This window comes from Paraburkholderia sp. CNPSo 3076 (assembly GCF_026343935.1).
In the GTDB taxonomy this organism is placed as follows: Bacteria; Pseudomonadota; Gammaproteobacteria; order Burkholderiales; family Burkholderiaceae; genus Paraburkholderia; species Paraburkholderia nodosa.
Map to the genome: position 1 here is coordinate 19,376 of NZ_JAPMAL010000031.1, position 18,200 is coordinate 37,575.

Annotated in this window: 19 protein-coding genes and 1 pseudogene; 14 read left to right on the forward strand and 6 right to left on the reverse strand. The window is 62.5% G+C overall.

The genetic code is table 11. From position 1 onward, the window contains the following. The first annotated feature begins 5 nt into the window (after positions 1 to 5). From M3A49_RS31065 to M3A49_RS31105, 9 genes are all read left to right on the forward strand, one after another. Positions 6 to 1,598 carry a hypothetical protein gene (locus M3A49_RS31065; protein ID WP_266232396.1) on the forward strand — a complete coding sequence of 531 codons (1,593 nt, stop codon included), beginning with the start codon at positions 6 to 8 and terminating at the stop codon, positions 1,596 to 1,598. Beyond that, positions 1,565 to 2,392: a hypothetical protein gene (locus M3A49_RS31070; protein WP_266232397.1), complete on the forward strand. Its 828-nt coding sequence runs from the start codon at positions 1,565 to 1,567 to the stop codon at positions 2,390 to 2,392. The genes M3A49_RS31065 and M3A49_RS31070 overlap by 34 nt, the downstream gene beginning before the upstream one ends. Then, positions 2,385 to 4,802, forward strand: a complete 2,418-nt coding sequence (locus M3A49_RS31075) for a hypothetical protein (protein ID WP_266232398.1) — start codon at positions 2,385 to 2,387, stop codon at positions 4,800 to 4,802. Before M3A49_RS31070 ends, M3A49_RS31075 begins: the two co-directional genes overlap by 8 nt. Before the next feature lie 205 nt (positions 4,803 to 5,007). Beyond that, positions 5,008 to 5,928 (forward strand): LysR family transcriptional regulator, encoded by a 921-nt coding sequence (locus M3A49_RS31080; protein WP_266232399.1) that lies wholly within the window; start codon positions 5,008 to 5,010, stop codon positions 5,926 to 5,928. Positions 5,929 to 6,044: 116 nt separating this feature from the next. After that, positions 6,045 to 6,566: a 2,4'-dihydroxyacetophenone dioxygenase family protein gene (locus M3A49_RS31085; protein ID WP_266232400.1), complete on the forward strand. Its 522-nt coding sequence runs from the start codon at positions 6,045 to 6,047 to the stop codon at positions 6,564 to 6,566. Beyond that, positions 6,563 to 7,300: an SDR family NAD(P)-dependent oxidoreductase gene (locus M3A49_RS31090; RefSeq protein WP_266232401.1), complete on the forward strand. Its 738-nt coding sequence runs from the start codon at positions 6,563 to 6,565 to the stop codon at positions 7,298 to 7,300. The genes M3A49_RS31085 and M3A49_RS31090 overlap by 4 nt, the downstream gene beginning before the upstream one ends. 57 nt (positions 7,301 to 7,357) lie before the next feature. Continuing rightward, positions 7,358 to 8,659, forward strand: a complete 1,302-nt coding sequence (locus M3A49_RS31095) for an MFS transporter (protein ID WP_266232402.1) — start codon at positions 7,358 to 7,360, stop codon at positions 8,657 to 8,659. Positions 8,660 to 8,686: 27 nt separating this feature from the next. Then, entirely contained in the window at positions 8,687 to 9,415 is a 729-nt protein-coding gene (locus tag M3A49_RS31100; RefSeq protein ID WP_266232403.1) for an SDR family NAD(P)-dependent oxidoreductase, read from the forward strand. A 33-nt stretch (positions 9,416 to 9,448) separates the two neighbouring features. Next, positions 9,449 to 10,285: an IclR family transcriptional regulator gene (locus M3A49_RS31105; protein WP_416339048.1), complete on the forward strand. Its 837-nt coding sequence runs from the start codon at positions 9,449 to 9,451 to the stop codon at positions 10,283 to 10,285. 29 nt (positions 10,286 to 10,314) lie between these two features. Here the strand turns inward: M3A49_RS31105 and M3A49_RS31110 are convergent, their stop codons facing one another. The 4 genes from M3A49_RS31110 to M3A49_RS31125 all read right to left on the reverse strand — a co-directional run bounded on the left by M3A49_RS31110 (position 10,315) and on the right by M3A49_RS31125 (position 12,483). Further along, a complete protein-coding gene (locus M3A49_RS31110; RefSeq protein ID WP_028204349.1) occupies positions 10,315 to 10,749 on the reverse strand; it encodes a phosphate-starvation-inducible protein PsiE in 435 nt (144 codons plus the stop codon). A 102-nt stretch (positions 10,750 to 10,851) separates the two neighbouring features. Continuing rightward, positions 10,852 to 11,730 carry a 4-hydroxy-tetrahydrodipicolinate synthase family protein gene (locus M3A49_RS31115; protein ID WP_266232404.1) on the reverse strand — a complete coding sequence of 293 codons (879 nt, stop codon included), beginning with the start codon at positions 11,728 to 11,730 and terminating at the stop codon, positions 10,852 to 10,854. A 1-nt stretch (position 11,731) separates the two neighbouring features. Further along, on the reverse strand, positions 11,732 to 11,959 hold the full coding sequence (locus tag M3A49_RS31120) for a hypothetical protein (RefSeq protein ID WP_245623649.1): 228 nt from the start codon (positions 11,957 to 11,959) through the stop codon (positions 11,732 to 11,734). Positions 11,960 to 12,162: 203 nt separating this feature from the next. Beyond that, a complete protein-coding gene (locus M3A49_RS31125) occupies positions 12,163 to 12,483 on the reverse strand; it encodes a hypothetical protein (protein WP_266232405.1) in 321 nt (106 codons plus the stop codon). Between the two features lie 209 nt (positions 12,484 to 12,692). Here M3A49_RS31125 and M3A49_RS31130 point away from each other — a divergent pair, with 209 nt between their 5' ends. From M3A49_RS31130 to M3A49_RS31145, 4 genes and pseudogenes are all read left to right on the forward strand, one after another. Further along, a complete protein-coding gene (locus M3A49_RS31130; RefSeq protein WP_266232406.1) occupies positions 12,693 to 13,115 on the forward strand; it encodes a universal stress protein in 423 nt (140 codons plus the stop codon). 20 nt (positions 13,116 to 13,135) lie between these two features. Next, complete coding sequence (locus M3A49_RS31135; RefSeq protein ID WP_254356818.1) at positions 13,136 to 13,522, forward strand: hypothetical protein; 387 nt, start codon at positions 13,136 to 13,138, stop codon at positions 13,520 to 13,522. 303 nt (positions 13,523 to 13,825) lie between these two features. Next, positions 13,826 to 14,479, forward strand: a pseudogene (locus tag M3A49_RS31140) (GGDEF domain-containing protein); the annotation flags it as partial. A gap of 46 nt (positions 14,480 to 14,525) precedes the next feature. Then, entirely contained in the window at positions 14,526 to 14,912 is a 387-nt protein-coding gene (locus tag M3A49_RS31145) for an MAPEG family protein (RefSeq protein ID WP_266232407.1), read from the forward strand. Positions 14,913 to 14,983: 71 nt separating this feature from the next. On the opposite strand, the gene M3A49_RS31150 is transcribed toward M3A49_RS31145, so the two are convergent. Continuing rightward, positions 14,984 to 16,339, reverse strand: coding sequence for a pyridoxal phosphate-dependent decarboxylase family protein (locus tag M3A49_RS31150; protein ID WP_266232408.1), 1,356 nt, complete (start codon positions 16,337 to 16,339; stop codon positions 14,984 to 14,986). A gap of 33 nt (positions 16,340 to 16,372) precedes the next feature. Beyond that, positions 16,373 to 17,632 (reverse strand): MFS transporter, encoded by a 1,260-nt coding sequence (locus M3A49_RS31155; RefSeq protein ID WP_323183445.1) that lies wholly within the window; start codon positions 17,630 to 17,632, stop codon positions 16,373 to 16,375. 119 nt (positions 17,633 to 17,751) lie between these two features. Between M3A49_RS31155 and M3A49_RS31160 the strand changes: the two genes are divergently transcribed. Then, on the forward strand, positions 17,752 to 18,198 hold the full coding sequence (locus tag M3A49_RS31160; RefSeq protein WP_266232409.1) for a winged helix-turn-helix transcriptional regulator: 447 nt from the start codon (positions 17,752 to 17,754) through the stop codon (positions 18,196 to 18,198). Positions 18,199 to 18,200: the final 2 nt, after the last annotated feature.

Here is an 18,200-nt window from a genome sequence, read left to right on the forward strand (position 1 = left end):
CTCGAATGGACGGCGAAATACTTTTTCAGCACAAGCTCTTCCAACTATCAACCATTTGTCCGGGGGAAGTCTTTGGCGGCTTTCTTGCCAGGCAACGCGATAATTCCGCAGTCGGACTTGTTGAGCAACTCAATGGGCACGGCGACATTCCGTGGATTGTTCCTTCCCGGCTCGAGGAGCGTCTATCTTCTCTCATCGAGTACACCGGGTCGGTCGAGCATGTTCTGCGGTACCACACGCTGTGTACGGGATTCAACCGCTTTCTGTCCCGCGACGACGCCCTACGTCTGCGCGCATCCCATCTCGGCCAATATTCCCACTCCTCCGTCACTCTCGTCGGGTTGATCAAGAATGGCCAGCACGGTCACGCCTGGAACCCGGCGATCTGTCTCGAATGTCTACAAAAAGACGTTGCGCCCGGCGGAAAAACGTTCTGGCGCAGGGATCTTCTCCTTTCTCATATACGCTTTTGCCCGCGACACGCCACCAGAATCTATACACACTGCCACACTTGCGTCCACGGACACCGGAAATCTCGCACCATCACATCTCCAGATAGCATCTGTAAGTGCGGCAACCGCCTGAAAGTCCGCGAGCATGTCTCAACTTATCCCGTTCAGCATCTGGAACTGGATATCGCCCGTGCGTGGTCAAGATTGCTCGATCCCGAGTTTTCCCCTCACATGCAAGGTCCGGAGTTTCTGCATCTCACCAGTCGAAAGGCGAGAAGCCTTGGACTGTTGAATAACCAAGGCGTGCACTGGAGATTTTTTAACGAGATATTCAATGCGCCGCCCTTGGCCGCACTCGGAGAAAGCTTGGGCTTCACGTTTCGCAATGCCTCTGTCGGAGATGCTTTGCGAGGCAAGGCAATGATCCGCAATCCGATCCATGCCATTTTCCTTCTGATTGTACTTTTTGGCTCTTGGGACGATGTGGAAGCGGCGATTCGTGATCCCGCGCGAATCCCTGCCCCACTGCCTCAGCGAGAGCGTGCTGTATCAAAAAAAAATAAGGCCGGCGAACAGTACGAGCGATACATGAAGACGAGGCTCGAAAGATCCATGTCTCTCCTTCCGGAAACCGTCAAACTATACCGGCAGATCCGTGACGCGAATCCCCATCTGTCACATAGCGGGATCGTGTTGGCCCTTCCGTCTCGGAATCGGTACCGTGTGACAGCCGAGATCCTTCGCGCACACGGACTGACGGATATGCCATTAAGACTCGGAGAGGGCAATGCTGCGGCCATGGACGCATCGGGAGCAGCGCATATCGAGCGACGTCACAAGGAACTGATTGAAAACGGCGCTCGATTCAGGATTACTGCGTCCCGTCTCCTATACGGCCACGAAATGCGCTACTCATGGGGTGTGCCGCTCGCGCGCGCAAACTACCCAGCAACGGCTGCGGCGCTGGACAAGTACCGCGATTCACAGATGACGCGAATGCGCAGAGTGCTTCGTATTGACCTTCTTGCGGGCAAGTTCCGTCGTTTCGGGTCGGAGGATGCAGAGCGGATGGACGAGATGACTGACCATCAGGTCGTGTTGCTCTGGCAACGTTGCAACAGAAGATCCCGGGTAAAACCGCGATGAATATTTTCGAGCTCCCTTTACCCTTCGAGACACCTCGGGACGTTCGCCGCCCGCTTCGTGACTCATACGGCAACGCGCATGGAGGCAGCTACACGCCGTTTCGTACAGCGGCGGCCATGAATCTCGCGACCCGCTCAACGTGGCCCGGTGTCAAGGTGCTTCGCAACCACGAGGCACTGTCCATGCAGAAGCTGAGAGCAATTTTGCATTTTAGTTTCTCCCCGTACGTCATTGATATCCGCGAGGAGTACCCGCTGTGCAGCCGCGAATCGTATCTGCGCGCAACGCGGCGCGGTGTGTCCGTGCCGGAGTCCGAATGCACGATCTGCAATATCAACCTGACTCTCGTGCTTCCGCCGGATTTTCGCCTGCACTACCACACACTATCCCTTTGGAACAAACCCGGTGAGACGAATGTGCCCTCATCTCCACGGGACAGGCGCGAGCACGCAATGAGCCTGGAGCGCGGGTGGACGTGGCAGAAAGTAAACGGCGACCGTTTCACCAAGAAGGGATATGGAAATAACCTGCTTATGAGCCGCTGGATCAGCCAGGTGAACATCTGGAAGCATCATGAAGCAGCCCGTTCCCTGGGTGCGCGGGTTAAAACGAGGTCACTTCGTGGAACACTGTCGCACGTGCTCGAGCGACATGCACGGCAGATGGGCATCTCCGTCGACCACGCGTTCGAACTGTTCGCCGTCGCGGTGTCCTTCGGATATCTGTATATCGACCACACGAAGTACCTCCGGGTCGACTTGCCTCTGGTCTTAAGCGGAGGATTCGATGGATAAACCAACCGTCGATCCGGCCGTAAGTCAGGCGGTTAGCCCAGAGATTAGCCCGCCGGTCGCAGACGACATCCTCCTCTCGCATCTACGCCAGCTCCACGAAGTGGAATGGCCGGCGAATCTCTACCGTTATGCAGCTTACGCGCTGTCAGAAGACAAGCCGGACGTTGCATACGTTGCGGTCGCATGGGATCCGGCCACCAGAATGCTTCACGCGCAGACAGTTGACGTGGGCGAGCCTCCCCCGGCCTCGCGCCTGCCGGAGCTGGTCAAGGTTGACGCCGATGACTGGATTTCGCGAGTCCGGCCGATAGCGGGTGCCATCCGCCCCGAGTACATGAACGCGCCCGTGGCCGCAGTCCCCTCAAGCATGCTGACGGGATGCGATTGGCGCATGGCATTGGTTAGCGCACTAATCATGGTCGATCCCGTTGGCGAGGGCCAACCCTCGGACTGGATCGTCAACGACTTCGTTTTCTTCGACAAAACCCTGCGAAATCGACGCATCAAAGCGATGCGGGAAGCGCTTGGCGGCGGCGCAGGTTTTAGGCCGTACATGATCAAGCTGCTTACGAAGTTCATCTGGTACGGTGGAGACTACAACGCCCTTTTCTCTCGGACACCGGAGCGAGGGGGCCCCGGTAAGGAACGCACAAACCCGGCGGCGAAGCCTGGACCCTTAACCGCCAAGGAAACGCTGGACAAGGCCCGAGCGAACGCGCAAGGCAAAGTCTATGTCCGGCGCGCACGACGCGTTGGCCTTGACGATATTCGCAACATGGAGGAAGGCCTCACCATTGACTGGGCAGATGACAAGACGAGCCTCGCGACAACACATAGCCGAATGGTCTACCGGCACTATGGTCGAACCAGCATTGATAAGGTTCTGTCCTACCGCGCGTTGAAATACAGATATGGGAAGATCGTCCAAAAGAAGCGCCTGCTGGAGCGGAGAAATGGACGTGATCTCACAATCAAACACATCGCTCCGCGGCCAGGCACTTCCAGCGAACTCACCCAAGGTGTTCTCGAAATACTCGATATCGACGGTTTTCGCCCGAAAATCGCGACAGCTGCGTTGGTAGGAAACAAGATTGTCGCGGCGGACATCGTAATCATCTTCGCACTATCTCGCCTGACGGGTGCGCTACGCGGGTATGCGATCTGCACTGAAGGCGAACGCGCAGATGGCTATCAGCGGTGCCTCATTTCAACACTTCTACCCTTGGACTACTACCTCGAAGAGCTGGGTCAGGATCCGCTGCCGGGCCTTGTGCAGGGCAACTTCGACGGCGTTTTCGTTGACAATGGACCGGGCAAGGCGAAAGCCGTCCGCAAGGCTACGACGGAGTCGTACGGCGGCATCATGTTCAACCCGCCCGGAGCACGACCGGACCTGAAACCCGTGGTTGAGCGCTTCAACGAAATCATCATCAATATCGTTTCAGAAGAAACACAGCAAGGATACAAGCGGGCGAACGATCCGTTGGAGAAGACAAAACGTCGAGAACGATCCAAACTAGCGCCGATTCTCCCTCGTGCTCTTGAGAGGGTCGTCCTTCGCGCCATCGACGTCTACAACCGCACCAGCAACAAGTCGCACCTGCGCACGGCGAAAATGCGACGGAAAGGGACTGACATATCTCCGGCCGACCTCCATGAGTATCATCAGAAAACAAGGCGAGCAAAAGCAAAGAGAATCCGTTCCGCCGCCGAGGTCTTTGACATTTTTCTTCCATGGAAACGCGTGAGGTCCGCAAGGGGCCGCATTCTTTTCAGGAAGGCACGCTATTCGTCAAACGAACTGAAAGCTGTGGCGGAGGCGCACTCGCGCCTGCCTGGAAAAAAGACGCTCTGGGTAGAGGTGAAGAGCCCTTTCCGCGGCGCTCAACATCTTCTGTGTCGTGTACCGGACGGCACTGTCTTTGAGATTGAGATGATCGACGAGGACAAGGTCCGCTTTGGCGAGGACTTGACGTGGCTGGAGTTCGAGTTCGCGAAAATGGACGAACGGGTTCGCGGACAGAAGAAGGCACATGAGCGGGCGACGTCGACTTCGCCCGGTAAGCGTCGGCCCTCCGGATCAACCCACAGCAAGGCGCAGGGTGATGCCGATAGCCCCGAAGACTTCCGCACCGATGACCTGGCCGGCGCTATTGGCGCGACGAAAGCCGACGCCAGGCGCAACAGTGCGGCCTTTCGAGCAGGAACGCTGTGGAAACAGCAAAAGGCCGCGTATGCTGCAAAGCACAAGGAATCGGCGGAAAGCGAGGATGAAGCGGCGTCGTTCGGGATGTACCGGGAAACTGGCGACGATGAGGCTTGCCTCAGCGATGACCCACTGGCGGAGGCGGCTCGACTCGCAGAGGAGGAATATCTCGGCGATACTGGTGGCGACGATCTGTCGGGGTAGTCGTCATGAACTGCCGTCGATGGCAGCGTTCGGCCAGTTGTATCCGCTTCTATTGTCCATGCACGGTGTGATCGTCGGGATGCGCAAATTCATTCTGAGGCGCGGGCCGTTCGGGCGACAGCAACGGCCGCCGCGCCTTTCCTGGCGGGGCTTTCAGCGATGTATCCGCATCTAATGTCCCGACTGTATCCGGATCTATTGGACGTTGACAATCATCTCCCGCCTCCATGTGAAACAGCTCCGGCTTTTGATCGCCCTCGGCGATCACGGCTCGCTGCTGAAGGCTGCCCAACAGGTCGCACTCACGCAGCCCGGCGCCAGCAAGGCATTGCAGGAGATCGAAATGACGTTTGGCACCGCGCTCTTCAATCGCACCAATCGAGGTCTCGAGCCCACCGAGGCCGGACACTGCGCGATCCGCTACGCGCGCCTGATCCAGACCGATCTCACACATTTGCGCGAGGAGCTCGTCGGACTCTCGCGCGGCCGTGGCGGACGCGTAGCGGTTGGGGTCATCATGGGCGCGGTGCCGCTGCTGACCGATGCGATTTCCACGCTGATCGCGGCGCATCCGGAAATGTCGGTTGAAATCGTCGAAGACACGAGCACTGCGCTCCTGAGCCAGATCGATGCGGGCAGGCTCGATCTTGCGATCTGCCGCACCACGGTCAGCCAGACGCCGCAGCACTACGAGAGCGTCAAGCTGCAGGACGAAACGCTCGCCGTGATCGCCAACGTGCGGCATCCGCTGCGCCGCGCGAAGAAGCTCACGCTCAAGGACATGGAGAAGTACCGCTGGGTGGTCTACCGCGCGAACATGCCGATGCGTCTGCTGCTCGAACGCGAGTTTCGCGAGGCCGAACTGCGCTTTCCCACGCATCTGCTCGAAACGACCTCCGCGTTTGCCACGCTCGCGCTGCTGCAAGGTAATCCGTCGTTCGTCGCGCTGGTGTCCATCGACGTTGCGCAGTTCTTCGCCAGCCAGCAGATGGCCTGCATCCTGCCGCTGCGCCTCGCTTCCCGCAGCGAACCTTATGAGCTGGTCACGCGCCAGGGCGCGCCGCTCGCGCCCGCGGCGCGGCTGCTCATCGATGCGCTGTGCGACAAGCAGGGCATCGAATTCTGAGTGCGTCGCAACCGAACCCGGAGAAACCCTGGCATTGACCTACATCAAATGCCTCCCGCACAATGAACCATATCGTGGACTTAACGTCCATATTGTGGACACAACGAGAGCGACTGATGACGGACAAAACCTATTCCCCCATGACGCCGTATCAGCTTCCGTTCCCCAAGGAAGCGCAGCAGGAAATCGTCATTCCCCACGCCATTCCCACCGACGAGCGCGTGTGGGTGCCCCAGGCCGAGAACGTGTGGTTCCGCCCGCTGTGTCTGAACACGGCACAGGGCTACTGGATGAATTTGCTGCGCGTGCGTAAATCAGGAGTCTTGAGCAGGCATCGGCATCCGCAGGCCGTTCACGGCATGGTGCTCAAGGGCCGCTGGCGCTATCTGGAGCACGACTGGGAAGCGACCGAAGGCAGCTACGTGTTCGAGCCGCCCGGCGAAACGCACACGCTCTACGTACCGGAAGACGTCGAAGAAATGATCACCTACTTCCAGGTGAATGGCGTGATGTTCTATTGCGATCCTTGGGGCAACTACACAGGCTATGAGGACGTGTTCACGAAGATCGACATGTGCCGCAAGCATTACGCGGCGGCAGGTCTTGGCGAGGATTACGTGGATCAGTTCATCCGATGAGCCGTGCCCAATACGATTTCGCGGGGCGCGTAGCCGTCGTGACCGGCGCGGCGGGCGGCATAGGCAGCGCGATCTGCATCGCATTCGCGCGCGGCGGGGCGCGCACCGTCAATTGGGACCGCGTTCCCGGCTCGCTGGACACGCAAGACGCACCCCGTCACATCGAAGTTGACGTCACGCGCCCCGAAACGATCGAAGCGGCGCTGGCAGCGACGCTCGCGGAATTCGGGCGCATCGACTACCTCGTGAACAACGCGGGTTTCGCCGGTTCGACCGTGCCACTCGACGCCTACGATCCCGCCGAATGGCAACGCATTGTCGACGTCAATCTGGTGGGCACCTATCACGTTTGCCGCTTCGTGGTGCCCGCCATGCGCCGCGCGGGTGCGGGGCGCATCGTCAATGTGGCTTCGCTCGCGGGCAAGGAGGGCACGCCGAACGCGTCCGCCTACAGCGCGGCGAAGGCCGGCGTGATCTCGCTCACCAAATCGCTTGGCAAGGAACTCGCGCAAACGGGCATTCTCGTCAATGGCATTGCGCCCGCCGCCGTTGAAACGCCGCTGCTCGCGCAGATGTCGCCCGCCCACGTGCAGACGATGATCGACAAAAGCCCGCTCGGGCGGCTCGGCACCGTTGACGAAGTGGCCGACCTCGCGCTATGGCTTTGTTCGGATTCCTGTACGTTCAGCACCGGCGCGATATTCGATCTTTCCGGCGGCCGCGCCACATACTGACGCCCGAACCGCCCGAACCAGAACACACCCACGAAAACAGCCACAAGGAGACGACCCATGATCAAAAAATCGCACCGGCTTAAACGCACACAGACAATAGCTATCGCCTTTCTGACGATAGCGGGCATCGTGAACTATCTGGACCGCAGCACGCTTTCCATCGCCAATCATTCGGTGGCGGAGGAACTGCATCTGAACGCATCGCAGATGGGCTTGCTGCTTTCGGCGTTCTCGCTTGCCTATGCGTTCGCGCAATTGCCGGTGGGCGCGATGCTCGACCGTTTCGGCTCGCGCGTGATGCTCGGGCTCGGCATGCTGGTGTGGTCGGTTGCGCAGGTCACGGGCGGCTTCATTCAAACGCTCAATCATTTTCTGGCGGCGCGCGTGGTGCTGGGCATCGCCGAAGCGCCGCTCTTTCCCGCGGGCGCCAAGGTCATTCATGAATGGTTCGCCGTGCGCGAACGCGGTGCGCCAACCGGTACGTTCGTCTCCTCCTCGACCATCGCACCGATGATCGCACCCCCGCTCCTCACCGCGCTGATGCTCACATTCGGCTGGCGCCCGATGTTCATCATCATGGGCGTGCTGGGTGTGCTCGTCTCGGTCGGCTGGTATGTCGTCTATCGCAACCGCGATCAGGTCACGCTCACGACCGAAGAAACGGCATGGCTCGAAGACGGCGCCACTGAAGCACCGAAAAAGAGCGCGCTGAGCTTCGCCGAATGGGGCACGCTGCTCAAGCAGCGCAACACGTGGGGCATGATCTTTGGCTTCATGGGCGTGATCTACATGGTGTGGCTCTATCTCACCTGGCTGCCCGGCTATCTGGAGAAGGAGCGCCATATCTCCATCGCGCATACGGGCTGGCTCGTCGCCATTCCCTATGTGTTCGGCACGATCGGCATGGCCAGCAGCGGCTTTATCTCCGATTACCTGCTCAAGAGCGGCATGGCGCCCATCCGCAGCCGCAAGTGGCCGCTGTGCGTCGGGCTGATCGGCGCGGCGGCGTTCACCGTGCCCGCTGCCTACACGCCTAGCACCGCGCTCGCCATTACCTATGTTTCCGTGGCGATGTTCTTCGTGAACATGTCGAGCGGCGCGGCCTGGGCGCTCGTGAGCGTGGCGGCCCCGCGCCATCTCGTGGCATCGCTTGGCAGCATGCAGAACTTCGGCGGCTATTTCGGCGGCTCGTTTGCGCCGGTCATCACCGGCATCGTGGTCGACCGGACGCATTCGTTCGTGAACGCCCTGCTCATTAGCGCAGCGGTGGCGTTTGCCGCCGCGTTCGTCTATCTCTTCGTCGTCAGGGAAGTCGCGCCTGTGGGCGAGCGCCGGGCGGCAGCTACCCAACCCACCTGATTCCTCCCTTCATTCGCACTACGCATCATGACATTCAAGGACAACTTTCTCGCGGGCAAGGTCGCGCTCGTCACGGGCGGCCACTCCGGCATCGGCGCGGCCATTGCCAACCGGCTCGCGCAACTCGGCGCACACACCACGGCCGCCGGACTGCCGCCTCCTGCCGGCAAGCCAGACGTACTCGATACCGGCGTGCAACGCGCCTCGCTCGACGTACGTTCGAGCGAAGACGTGGCGCGACTGGTGAGCGGCTTCGAGCGGCTCGATATCGTCGTGAACTGCGCGGGTGTGATCAGCCGCGGCGACGAGCACCAGATCGAGGCGTTCGAGCGCGTGCTCGACATCAATCTCAACGGCACCATGCGTGTGTGTTCGAGCGCGCGCGAGCTGCTCAAGGCCTCTTCAGGCTGCATCGTCAACACGGCTTCGATGCTGAGCTTTTTCGGCGGCGGCCTCGTGCCCGCCTATAGCGCCAGCAAGGGCGGCGTGGCACAGCTCACGCGCTCGCTCGCCATTGCCTATGCGCCCGACCATATCCGCGTGAATGCGCTCGCGCCCGGCTGGATCGCGACGCCCCTCACCCAGGCGCTGCAGGATGACAGTGGCCGCTCGCAGGGCATACTCGAGCGCACGCCGATGAAGCGCTGGGGGCAGCCCGAAGAAGTCGCGAACGTGGCCGCGTTTCTCTGCTCGCCCGCCGCTTCGTTCATGACGGGCGCGATCGTGCCCGTGGACGGCGGCTATCTGTGCGCCTGATCCGCTGGAATTGCGGGCATAATGGCGCCACACATGGTGCCCGCAAGCTTGCCGATGTCGACCACTGAATCCCCTGCCTCCTCCCAACCCGGCGACGCCAAGGGCGTTGCCGGCACGGCCGCCTTTTCGAAGTTCATCGCCGTGCTGCAGCTCATCGCCGACGCCAGCGCGCCGCCGAACATCGCGAAGCTCGTGGCCGCGAGCGGTTATCCGCGCCCGACCGTGCATCGCATCGTCGCCGCGCTGCAGGCCGAAGGGCTCGTCGCGGCGGTGGGTGGCGGCAACACGTTCGCGCTCGGGCCGCGTCTCGTGAATCTCGCGAGCCGCAGCTGGGAGCGTTCCGACCTGCGCATCGCCGCCGTCGACGCGCTCATGGAACTGCGCAACACCACCTCGGAAACGGTGCACCTCGCCGTGCCCAGCGACGGCGCCATGGTGTACATCGAAAAGCTCGAAAGTCCGCACGCCGTGCGCATGGCCTCGCGTATCGGCACGCGCGTGGCGCTCACGTCGAGTTCGGTCGGCAAGGCCTGGCTCGCCACGCTCACGCCGGACGAGCGCGAGCCCTTGCTCGCGCAGGCGCCGCGCGTGCGTTTCACCGAGCATACGATGACCGACCTCGGCGCGATCCGCGACGAGATCGAACTCACGGCGCAACGCGGCTACGCGGAAGACCGCGAAGAAAACGAGCAGTCGATCTGGTGTTACGGCGCGGCGATACTCGGCGCCGATGGCCACGCAGTGGGCTGCGTGAGCGTCAGCATGCCGATGTTCCGCCGCCAGGCGGACGCGCAACGCAGCTACATCGAACCCCTGCTCGCCGCGTGCCGCACCATCGCCGCGCGGCTTGGGCCGGTTTGCGTGCGATAACTCAACGGCACTACGGCAGCCGGTCTGGCCTACTTCGCCTCTTCCACGCGCCGCTCATCGGTGTTGCTGGGATATTTCGCCTGCCCGAAGCGGATGATCAGTACGCCCAGCGCGATCAGCACGATCGCGCCCGCGGAAGCCAGCAAATGCAGCTCCGTGTTCGCGCCCGCGCGCAAGATGAGATCCCGCGCAATCGACACCATGGCGATATAGAGCGGGAAGCGCACCGGCAACTGCCCCGCCTTGAGATACTGCCCGACCATGGCGAAGATCTCGAGGTAGAGAAACATCAGCAGCAGGTCGGTCAGCGTCACGCCGTCCGAATGCACCATATGCCAGATCAGCACGCCCATGGCGGCCACGGTGCCAATGCCGATGATCAACAGGCCGAACAGTTCGGCCAGTTCCATGGCGCGCTCGAGGCGCTCCTTGATCGCTCGCTGCAGAGCGTTCTCGTACTTCATCTTCGCGGTTTCCCCATGACACGGTAGGGGGATAGTAGCGCGACAAGATGAAAGTTCGAAAATGCGGAAAAAAATCCGTGCGGGCGCGAGCGCGAAGCGAAATCAGGGCGACGGCGCGGCGGCGCGCAGGTCGTCGAGCACGGCGCGGGCGAATTCGAGTTGTGTGACGAGGGCGGGCGAAGCCGGCCGGATCGGCATACGCGTTTCGTGCGACAGGATCCCGTCGAGCGCCAGGATGGCCTTGATCGCGCTTGGGTTCGGCGCGGCGAACAACAGGCGCAGCACGCCCTTGAAGCGCGCGAATAGCCGGGCCGCCGCCTCGCCATAGCCCGCCTTCACGAGCGCGTGTACATCGCGCAGCAAGTCAGGGCAAACGTGCGCGCTTGCGAGTATGCCACCGGCGGCGCCCGATTCGAGACACTCCAGAAACGCTTCGTCCGTCCCGCAGAGCAACGAGATGGGCAGTTGCCCCAGCGCCTTGAAGCGCTCGCTCGCGCAAGCCTTGATCGCCACGATATTGTCGATTTCCGCCAGTTCGCGCACCGTTTCGACTTCGATCGGCACGCCTGTCCGATGCGGCACGTCGTAGAGCACCAGCGGCTTCGACGTGGCACGCGCGATCTGCCCGAAGTGCCATGCGAGCCCTGCCTGGTCCGGGCAAACATACGACGGTGGCGGAACGAGAAAGCCCGCCACGTCCCACCTTTCCAGCGTGCGCAGGTCCTGCACGAACGCACGCGTATCGCTGCCGCCCAGGCCCGCGATCACGGGCACGCGCCCCGCTGCGACCTCCGTGATGGCTTGCAGCACGGTCACGCGCTCCACGTCGTTCAGGAGCGCCGACTCGCCGGTCGTGCTGAGCGCGACGATGCCGGCAACGCCGTCACTCGCGTATTTGTCGGTCAGGAGCTCCAACGCCTCGACATCCACTTCGCCGTCACGCAGCGGCGTCACGATCGGCAACCAGATTCCCTCGAACATATCAGGCCCCCTTGTTGCCGATGCGCGGGCGCAACGCGCCGATCGTAGCCTGCGGCACGCTGCCTATCAGCGTATGCATCGTGAAGTCGATGTCTTCGGGCGCGATATCGAGTTGCACGCGCATGGCGCCGCGCACGAAGGCAGTTTGCGCGACGTAGACGCCGAGCGGCGAATGAAGCAGCGCCGCGAGATGCGCCCGCGCGGCTTCTTCGGTATTTGCGGTCAGCATGACTTCGAGCCAGGCACGCGGGGCCCGCAACGGAACGACCTTTGCAAGCGGGCGCGCACGCGGCGCCACGATCTCGTTACGGGGGATGGGATTTGCGCAAGCCATGAGATTTGAATTGCTATTCGCAGGTTGTGAACACAACTTCAGCGTATTACCGAACGCGTAAAACCGGTGTTAAAAATAGCGGGGCGCGTGTCTAAATTTCACATGCCCTGTGCGAGTTGGGGATTCAACTCGAGGTGCAGCACGACGAGCCAGCGTCGCGGGCACGCGTTGGCAATTTCGAGTTGCGCTTCGGGCGCACCTACACCGGTTCGCGCAGGTCCAATGAATCCCTGCTTCTTTGCCGCAGCCCACGCGGCGCGCGCATCGGTCACCAGCCAGTTGCTGACGAGCAGGCACGTAATGCAACTGAAGATCACCGTCTCGAAGTCCGAAATGCCCGGATCGATTTTCTGGGTGACGTAGCCGAACGCGGCGGTCAGTATCTGGTCCACGGAAAACGTGAGAAGCGCGAGCTTCAACCAGCCTCGGAAGCGCATCGGCATGATCAACGGGGAAACGCAAAATTGTACGGCGGGTGGCAAAGCATGGAATTCCTCGGGCGGATTCGACGCGCAAGTGTAGGCGTGAGTTTCTTCCTCGCACAAGAAAAAATGCCGTAAACAAACGCCGCATTTACACGCCGGCGGCCAATCTTTTACGGCTTGTTTACGCGCCGTTCGCTACGATCATGCTGATCCGCAATTTCCCGGGCCATTTCGTGTTGAAACTCCTCATTCCCGTCATCGACCGGCACGGCGCAGCCGAAGCCGCACGCCACAGCGCGTTTCTTTTCGCCGAACGCGGCATGGTGGAGGTCGAGATCGTGGAGACGATGCAGCAAGCCGCGGCGAGCAACGGCGCCCGCAAGCGCAAGCAACAGCACAGCCGCGACATGCTCCACGCCACCTGCGCGATTCTCAAGGACGCAGGCGTGCCGTACCGGCTACGGCACGCACCGGGACCTGCGGAGCGCAGCATTGCAGCATGCGTGGAATGTGGCGGCGCAGATATCGTTCTCGTGGACGCGAGCCATCTCGGCTTTCTGCGCAAATGGATGATGCTCGCAAGGCTCAGACGGCTTTGCAGCGTGCCCGTGACCTTGTTGCATTGACGGCGTATCGGTCCCATCGCATGCGTAACATCTCTTCGCCGCTTCGGCGCACATTGAACGCCGCACGCGCCAACAGTACTCAAAAGCGCGCGTTGCTGCGCGTATGCGCGTTGATTCTGCTGATCAGTCCCATTCTGACTTCGGCGTTCGCATTTTTCGCGTTTTCGAATCATCCCGATTTCGCGCTGGGACTCACGGCATTCTTCTGCTTCATGTGCTGCACGCTGCTTGCGGTCTGGATACGCTCCGATGCGCGCCATGCATGGTCGCGAGCGCGAGAGTCGGGCTTCGTGCAGCCGGCCGCGATTCGCCCTGGCCGTGCAGTGCGCGTGGCGAGCGCCTGCCCTTCGCGGTGGCTCGTCGTGCTGCATGTGGAACTGCACGGGGGCATCGTCGCGGCGCGCTAGCGGCGCCCAGCGTCAACGGGAGATCACGCGAGATCAACGCGTCGTCATCGCTGCGTTACCGGCAAACCGGCAACTCCGCCGCGCGCGCCCTTTGCTGAGTCAAGGCCACCGAGTTTGCCGCGGAGGTAGCGCATGGCTAAGTGGAGTCCGATCGAGTCTGCCCGAACGCGCGCGAACCGGCATGTTCGGAAACGTCCGAGGGGCACATTACGCCGCCGCGCCGCGCAATGCGAATTACTATATCGTCAGTGTATTGGGCAACCTGGCAACGGAGGCTCGATGGCCGACTGGTCGGACATGATTCGGGATTTCGTCGAGCGCAACCGCGTGTATGGCCTGCATCGGGATGGGTCGCTATTGCCTGTTGAAATCGCCATTTCGAAAATCAACGTGGGCGGGCTGATCGAATTCACCGCCGTGATTCGCGATATTGCCGACCGCGTTCAATTGATGGACCTGCTCCAGAAGCAGGCCGTGACCGACGAGCTGACCGGTCTGCCGAACCGCCGTGAATTTGCCGATACCGTTGAACAGCTTCTGGAAGCGGACAAAACGCTCTCCGTCTTTATTCTCGATATCGATTACTTCAAGAAGATCAACGACAGCTACGGGCACGACATCGGCGACGAAGTGCTGCGCGTGCTGGCCAAGGTCGTGATGAACGCCGACAGGCGCATTGGCGTGTTTGCCCGCTGGGGCGGCGAAGAGTTCGTCGCCGCACTGCCCGAGTTCGATATCGGACAGGCGACGGCCGTGGCCGAAGAGTTGCGCCAGACCATCGAGCAGCAGGACTTCGAGCATAAGTGGCGGCTGGGCAAGCCTGTTCCGTTTACGGTGAGCATTGGCGTAACCGAGCGCCTGCCGGGCGAGCACGACTTCGGCGCGATCGTCAAACGCGCGGACGTGGCGCTCTACCGGGCCAAGGACAGCGGACGCAACCGCGTGGAAGTCGGCTAACGCGCGCGCCGCAATCGCATCGCCGTCTTTCGCCAAGGAGCCTGTCGTGGACAGAATTGCGCTGGCCTGTGTGGCCGTGCTGGGTCTTTTGCTGTTTGGCCTCGGCCTGTCTATTTCCACGCTTCGCTTTCGCGAAGGCACGCTCTCGGGTTGCGCGCCGGACCCGGCCAGCCTGCTGCACAAGTTCGTGCGCGCGCATGCGAACACTGCCGAATATGTGCCCTTCCTGGCCGTGCTTTTTCTCTATCTGGGCACACGCTCGCCCTCGCCGGCCACGCTCGCGCTGATCGTGGCCGCGACCTTCTGCCGATGCCTGCTCGTCGTCGGGCTGATCGCGTTTCCCTCTATGGCGAAACCCAATCCCGCCCGATTTCTCGGCGCGCTCGGCACTTACGCGGCCGGTATCGCGCTGAGTCTCGCATTGCTGCGTTGACTCGAGGACGTGAGCCGTGCGCAGCCATGCTGCCTCTTTCGCTGTGCGCGCAACGTTGTCACCGGTGTTCGCTACGGTGCACGCGAATCGCCGCGCAGCGAGGCCAGCAGTTGCACGAGCGCTTCGATATCTTCGTCCCGCGTGCGCCACGACGACACGCTGATCCGCAACGCGGGCCGCCCTTGCCAGACCGTGCCGCCGAACCACGTTTCGCCCGAGGCCTGCACGGCGCTGCGCAGCGCCTGCGTCTGCGCATCCGTGGCGCAGCGGAACAGCACCTGGTTCAGCACGACCCGGTTGAGCACCTCGTAGCCCAGGCGCCCGAGTTCCGCGCCGATGCGCTGCGCCTGCGCGTGATGGCGCTCGACCATGGCCGCGACACCGCCTCTGCCCAGCGTGCGTAGCGCCGCCCACACGGGAATGCCGCGTGCGCGGCGTGAGAATTCCAGCGTGAGGTTCTTCTGCGCGTCGGCGCTCGCGGACAAATAGGCCGCGTCGCTGTTCATCGCCTCGGCCAGCGCCGTCGCATCGCGGCAAATGACCATGGCGCAGTCGTACGGCGTGTTCAGCCACTTGTGCGCGTCCGTCGTCCAGCTATCGGCCCCTTCGATGCCCTCGGTCAGCGCAGCCAGTGACGAGGTCCGCGCCCACAGGCCGAACGCGCCATCGACATGCACCCACGCGCCGGCCTCCCGCGCACGCGCGATGATCGGCGCAAACGGGTCGAATTCGCCGGTATTCACCTCGCCGGCCTGCAGGCACAGGATCGTGCGGTCGTCGAGCGGCGGGAGTCGCGCCGCATCCACGCGGCCATGGGCGTCGACGGCCGCGTAGACGATGCGATCCAGCCCGAAGCCCAGGATGCGCAGCGCCTTCTTCACCGTTATGTGCGCGAGTTCCGAGACCACGACCTTGATCTCGGGCGCGCCCATCAACCCCTCGCGGTCGAAGTCCCAGCCTTGCCGTGCCAGCAGCGCGCGGCGGGCGGTAGCGAGCGCGCCGAGCGTGCACGCAGTGGCGCTGGTGCCGAAGCCCACGGCGCTGTCGCGCGGCAGGTCGAGCGCTTCGAGCACCCAGCGGCCCGCGATGCGTTCCACCGTGGCCGCGACCGGCGAGTTGTCGAACGTCGAGGCGCACTGATCCCACGCCAGCATGAGCCGCTCCACCGCGGCCGCCCCAGGCAGCGCCGCGCCGATCACGAAGCCGAAGTAGCGCGGGCCGTTCGAAGCCGTGGTCGCCGGCGAGCCCACGCGGTCGAGCAAGGACAGTGTGTCTTCGGCGGGCAATCCGCTTGCCGGCAGCGGCTCATCGAACGCACTGAGCGCCGCGATGGCTTCGTTCGAGGGAAAAACACGCCGCGTGGCGTTGTCTTCGAGGTAGCGCAGGCCGCGTGCGTCGGCATCCGCCAGCAGTTTCAGTTCATCCATCCATGTCTCCCGGTTCGTGTTTCCATTCAGGCTTCAATTCGACGTACAGGCGCACGGGGCCGCGCACGGCATGCTGCGCACCGTGGCGGCCCAAAACGCGAGTGCCAGCAAACTCATAGCCGCGCCCAGCGTACACACACCATGCCACCCCGCCGCGGCATACGTCGCCGTCGTGCCGATCGCGCCAAGCCCGCTGCCAACCGCATAGAACAGCATGTAAAGGCTCACGAGCCGGCTATGCAGTTGCGCGTTGCTGCGAAAAATCAGGCTTTGGTTGGTCACGTGCAACGCCTGACCGCCCAGATCGAGCAGCACGATGCCGACCAGCAGCATCCCTAGCGAATGTCCCAGCATCGAGAGCGGCCACCATGCCAGCAACAGCAGCGCCAGCGCGGCAGCACTGGTGCGCTGACCCCAACCCCGGTCGGCCCATTGGCCGGCGCGCGCGGCCGCTAGCGCGCCCGCCGCCCCGGCTATGCCGAAGGCCCCGATCGCCGTGTGAGAATAATTGTAGGGCGGCGCACTCAACGGCAGCACCAACGCGCTCCAGAAGACATTGAGGGTCGCGAACATCAGCAGCGCAAGCACGCCGCGCATCTGCAGCACGCGATCCGAGCGCAGCAACGCAAACATCGAGATGATCAGTTGTCCATAACTCATCGAAACTGGCGCGCCGCGCACCAGTTTCGGCAGCCGGCGCCACAGCGGCACGGCCAGTGCAAGCATGATGGCGGCGGAACAGCCATACACGCCGCGCCAACCGGCAAGATCGCTCACGGCGCCGGAGAACACGCGAGCCAGCAGCAGGCCGATGAACACGCCACTGCCCGCTGCGCCCACCACGCGCCCGCGCTCGTCGGGCGCGGCGGCGGCCGCCGCATAGGCGATCAAACCCTGCGTCATGGCCGTGCCCAGCATGCCCACACCCAGCATGCCGGCCAGCAGCACCGCTACGGACCGAGCGAGACCGACCAGGCCCAGCACGCCCGCCAGCGCCAGCGATTGCACGATCATCAGGCGACGGCGCTCCACCCTGTCGCCCAACGGCACGAGCAGCAGCAACGCCAGCGCGCAACCGGTCTGCGTCGCCGTGACCACGCCGCCAACGGCGGCGCGGCTAATGGCGAAATCGCGCGCCAACGCGTCCAGCAAGGGCTGCGCGTAGTAGACATTGGCGACGCTCAAGCCGCTGGCCGCGGCGAACAGCAGTACGAGGCCGCGCGGCATCGGCGCGCGCGGCCGCACGGGAGCGCCGCGGGCCGACGTTGCAAGCGCAACGGGATCCGCGTCCATGACCTTCAATCCAGTTTCAAAACAAAACTGATTGAATGGTATGCCGACCAGTTTTAAAATGCAACTACGTAAGGCGTACGCGTTTCGTCGTCAACATGGACCGGAAAGAGGAAATCGTCATGACAAGCCGCAAATCCATGCAGAAGGAGACCTGCCCCGTCGCGCGCTCGGTCGACGTGATCGGCGACCGGTGGTCGCTGATGATCCTGCGCGACGTCTTCGACGGCATCTACCGGTTCGGTGACATTCAGCGCAATCTGGGCGTGGCGCGCAATATTCTGTCCGGCCGCTTGAGCCATCTCGTCGAGGCCGGCATTCTCGAAACGCGGCCTGCCTCCGACGGCACGACCTATCAGGAGTACGTGCTAACGAAGAAAGGGGAAAGCCTCTTCCCCGTTATCGTCGCCCTTCAGCAGTGGGGCGAGCGTCATTTGTTCGAGCGCGGCGAACGGCATTCGTGGTTGATCGACAAAGCAACGGGCAAGCCGTTGCTTTCGATGTTTCCGCAGACCCGCGAAGGGCACGCACTCACCCCTCACGACACCGTGGTCAAGAAGCCCGCATGACG

What these genes read in the sequence shown, in the direction of transcription:
- M3A49_RS31150 (WP_266232408.1), bottom strand. Translation starts at nt 16,339, where the DNA reads ATGGATGAACTGAAACTGCTGGCGGATGCCGACGCACGCGGCCTGCGC.
- M3A49_RS31160 (WP_266232409.1), top strand. Translation starts at nt 17,752, where the DNA reads ATGACAAGCCGCAAATCCATGCAGAAGGAGACCTGCCCCGTCGCGCGC.
- M3A49_RS31110 (WP_028204349.1), bottom strand. Translation starts at nt 10,749, where the DNA reads ATGAAGTACGAGAACGCTCTGCAGCGAGCGATCAAGGAGCGCCTCGAG.
- M3A49_RS31090 (WP_266232401.1), top strand. Translation starts at nt 6,563, where the DNA reads ATGAGCCGTGCCCAATACGATTTCGCGGGGCGCGTAGCCGTCGTGACC.
- M3A49_RS31100 (WP_266232403.1), top strand. Translation starts at nt 8,687, where the DNA reads ATGACATTCAAGGACAACTTTCTCGCGGGCAAGGTCGCGCTCGTCACG.
- M3A49_RS31075 (WP_266232398.1), top strand. Translation starts at nt 2,385, where the DNA reads ATGGATAAACCAACCGTCGATCCGGCCGTAAGTCAGGCGGTTAGCCCA.
- M3A49_RS31130 (WP_266232406.1), top strand. Translation starts at nt 12,693, where the DNA reads ATGCTGATCCGCAATTTCCCGGGCCATTTCGTGTTGAAACTCCTCATT.
- M3A49_RS31105 (WP_416339048.1), top strand. Translation starts at nt 9,449, where the DNA reads ATGGTGCCCGCAAGCTTGCCGATGTCGACCACTGAATCCCCTGCCTCC.
- M3A49_RS31135 (WP_254356818.1), top strand. Translation starts at nt 13,136, where the DNA reads ATGCGTAACATCTCTTCGCCGCTTCGGCGCACATTGAACGCCGCACGC.
- M3A49_RS31085 (WP_266232400.1), top strand. Translation starts at nt 6,045, where the DNA reads ATGACGGACAAAACCTATTCCCCCATGACGCCGTATCAGCTTCCGTTC.
- M3A49_RS31065 (WP_266232396.1), top strand. Translation starts at nt 6, where the DNA reads ATGGACGGCGAAATACTTTTTCAGCACAAGCTCTTCCAACTATCAACC.
- M3A49_RS31155 (WP_323183445.1), bottom strand. Translation starts at nt 17,632, where the DNA reads ATGGACGCGGATCCCGTTGCGCTTGCAACGTCGGCCCGCGGCGCTCCC.
- M3A49_RS31095 (WP_266232402.1), top strand. Translation starts at nt 7,358, where the DNA reads ATGATCAAAAAATCGCACCGGCTTAAACGCACACAGACAATAGCTATC.
- M3A49_RS31120 (WP_245623649.1), bottom strand. Translation starts at nt 11,959, where the DNA reads ATGCTGACCGCAAATACCGAAGAAGCCGCGCGGGCGCATCTCGCGGCG.
- M3A49_RS31115 (WP_266232404.1), bottom strand. Translation starts at nt 11,730, where the DNA reads ATGTTCGAGGGAATCTGGTTGCCGATCGTGACGCCGCTGCGTGACGGC.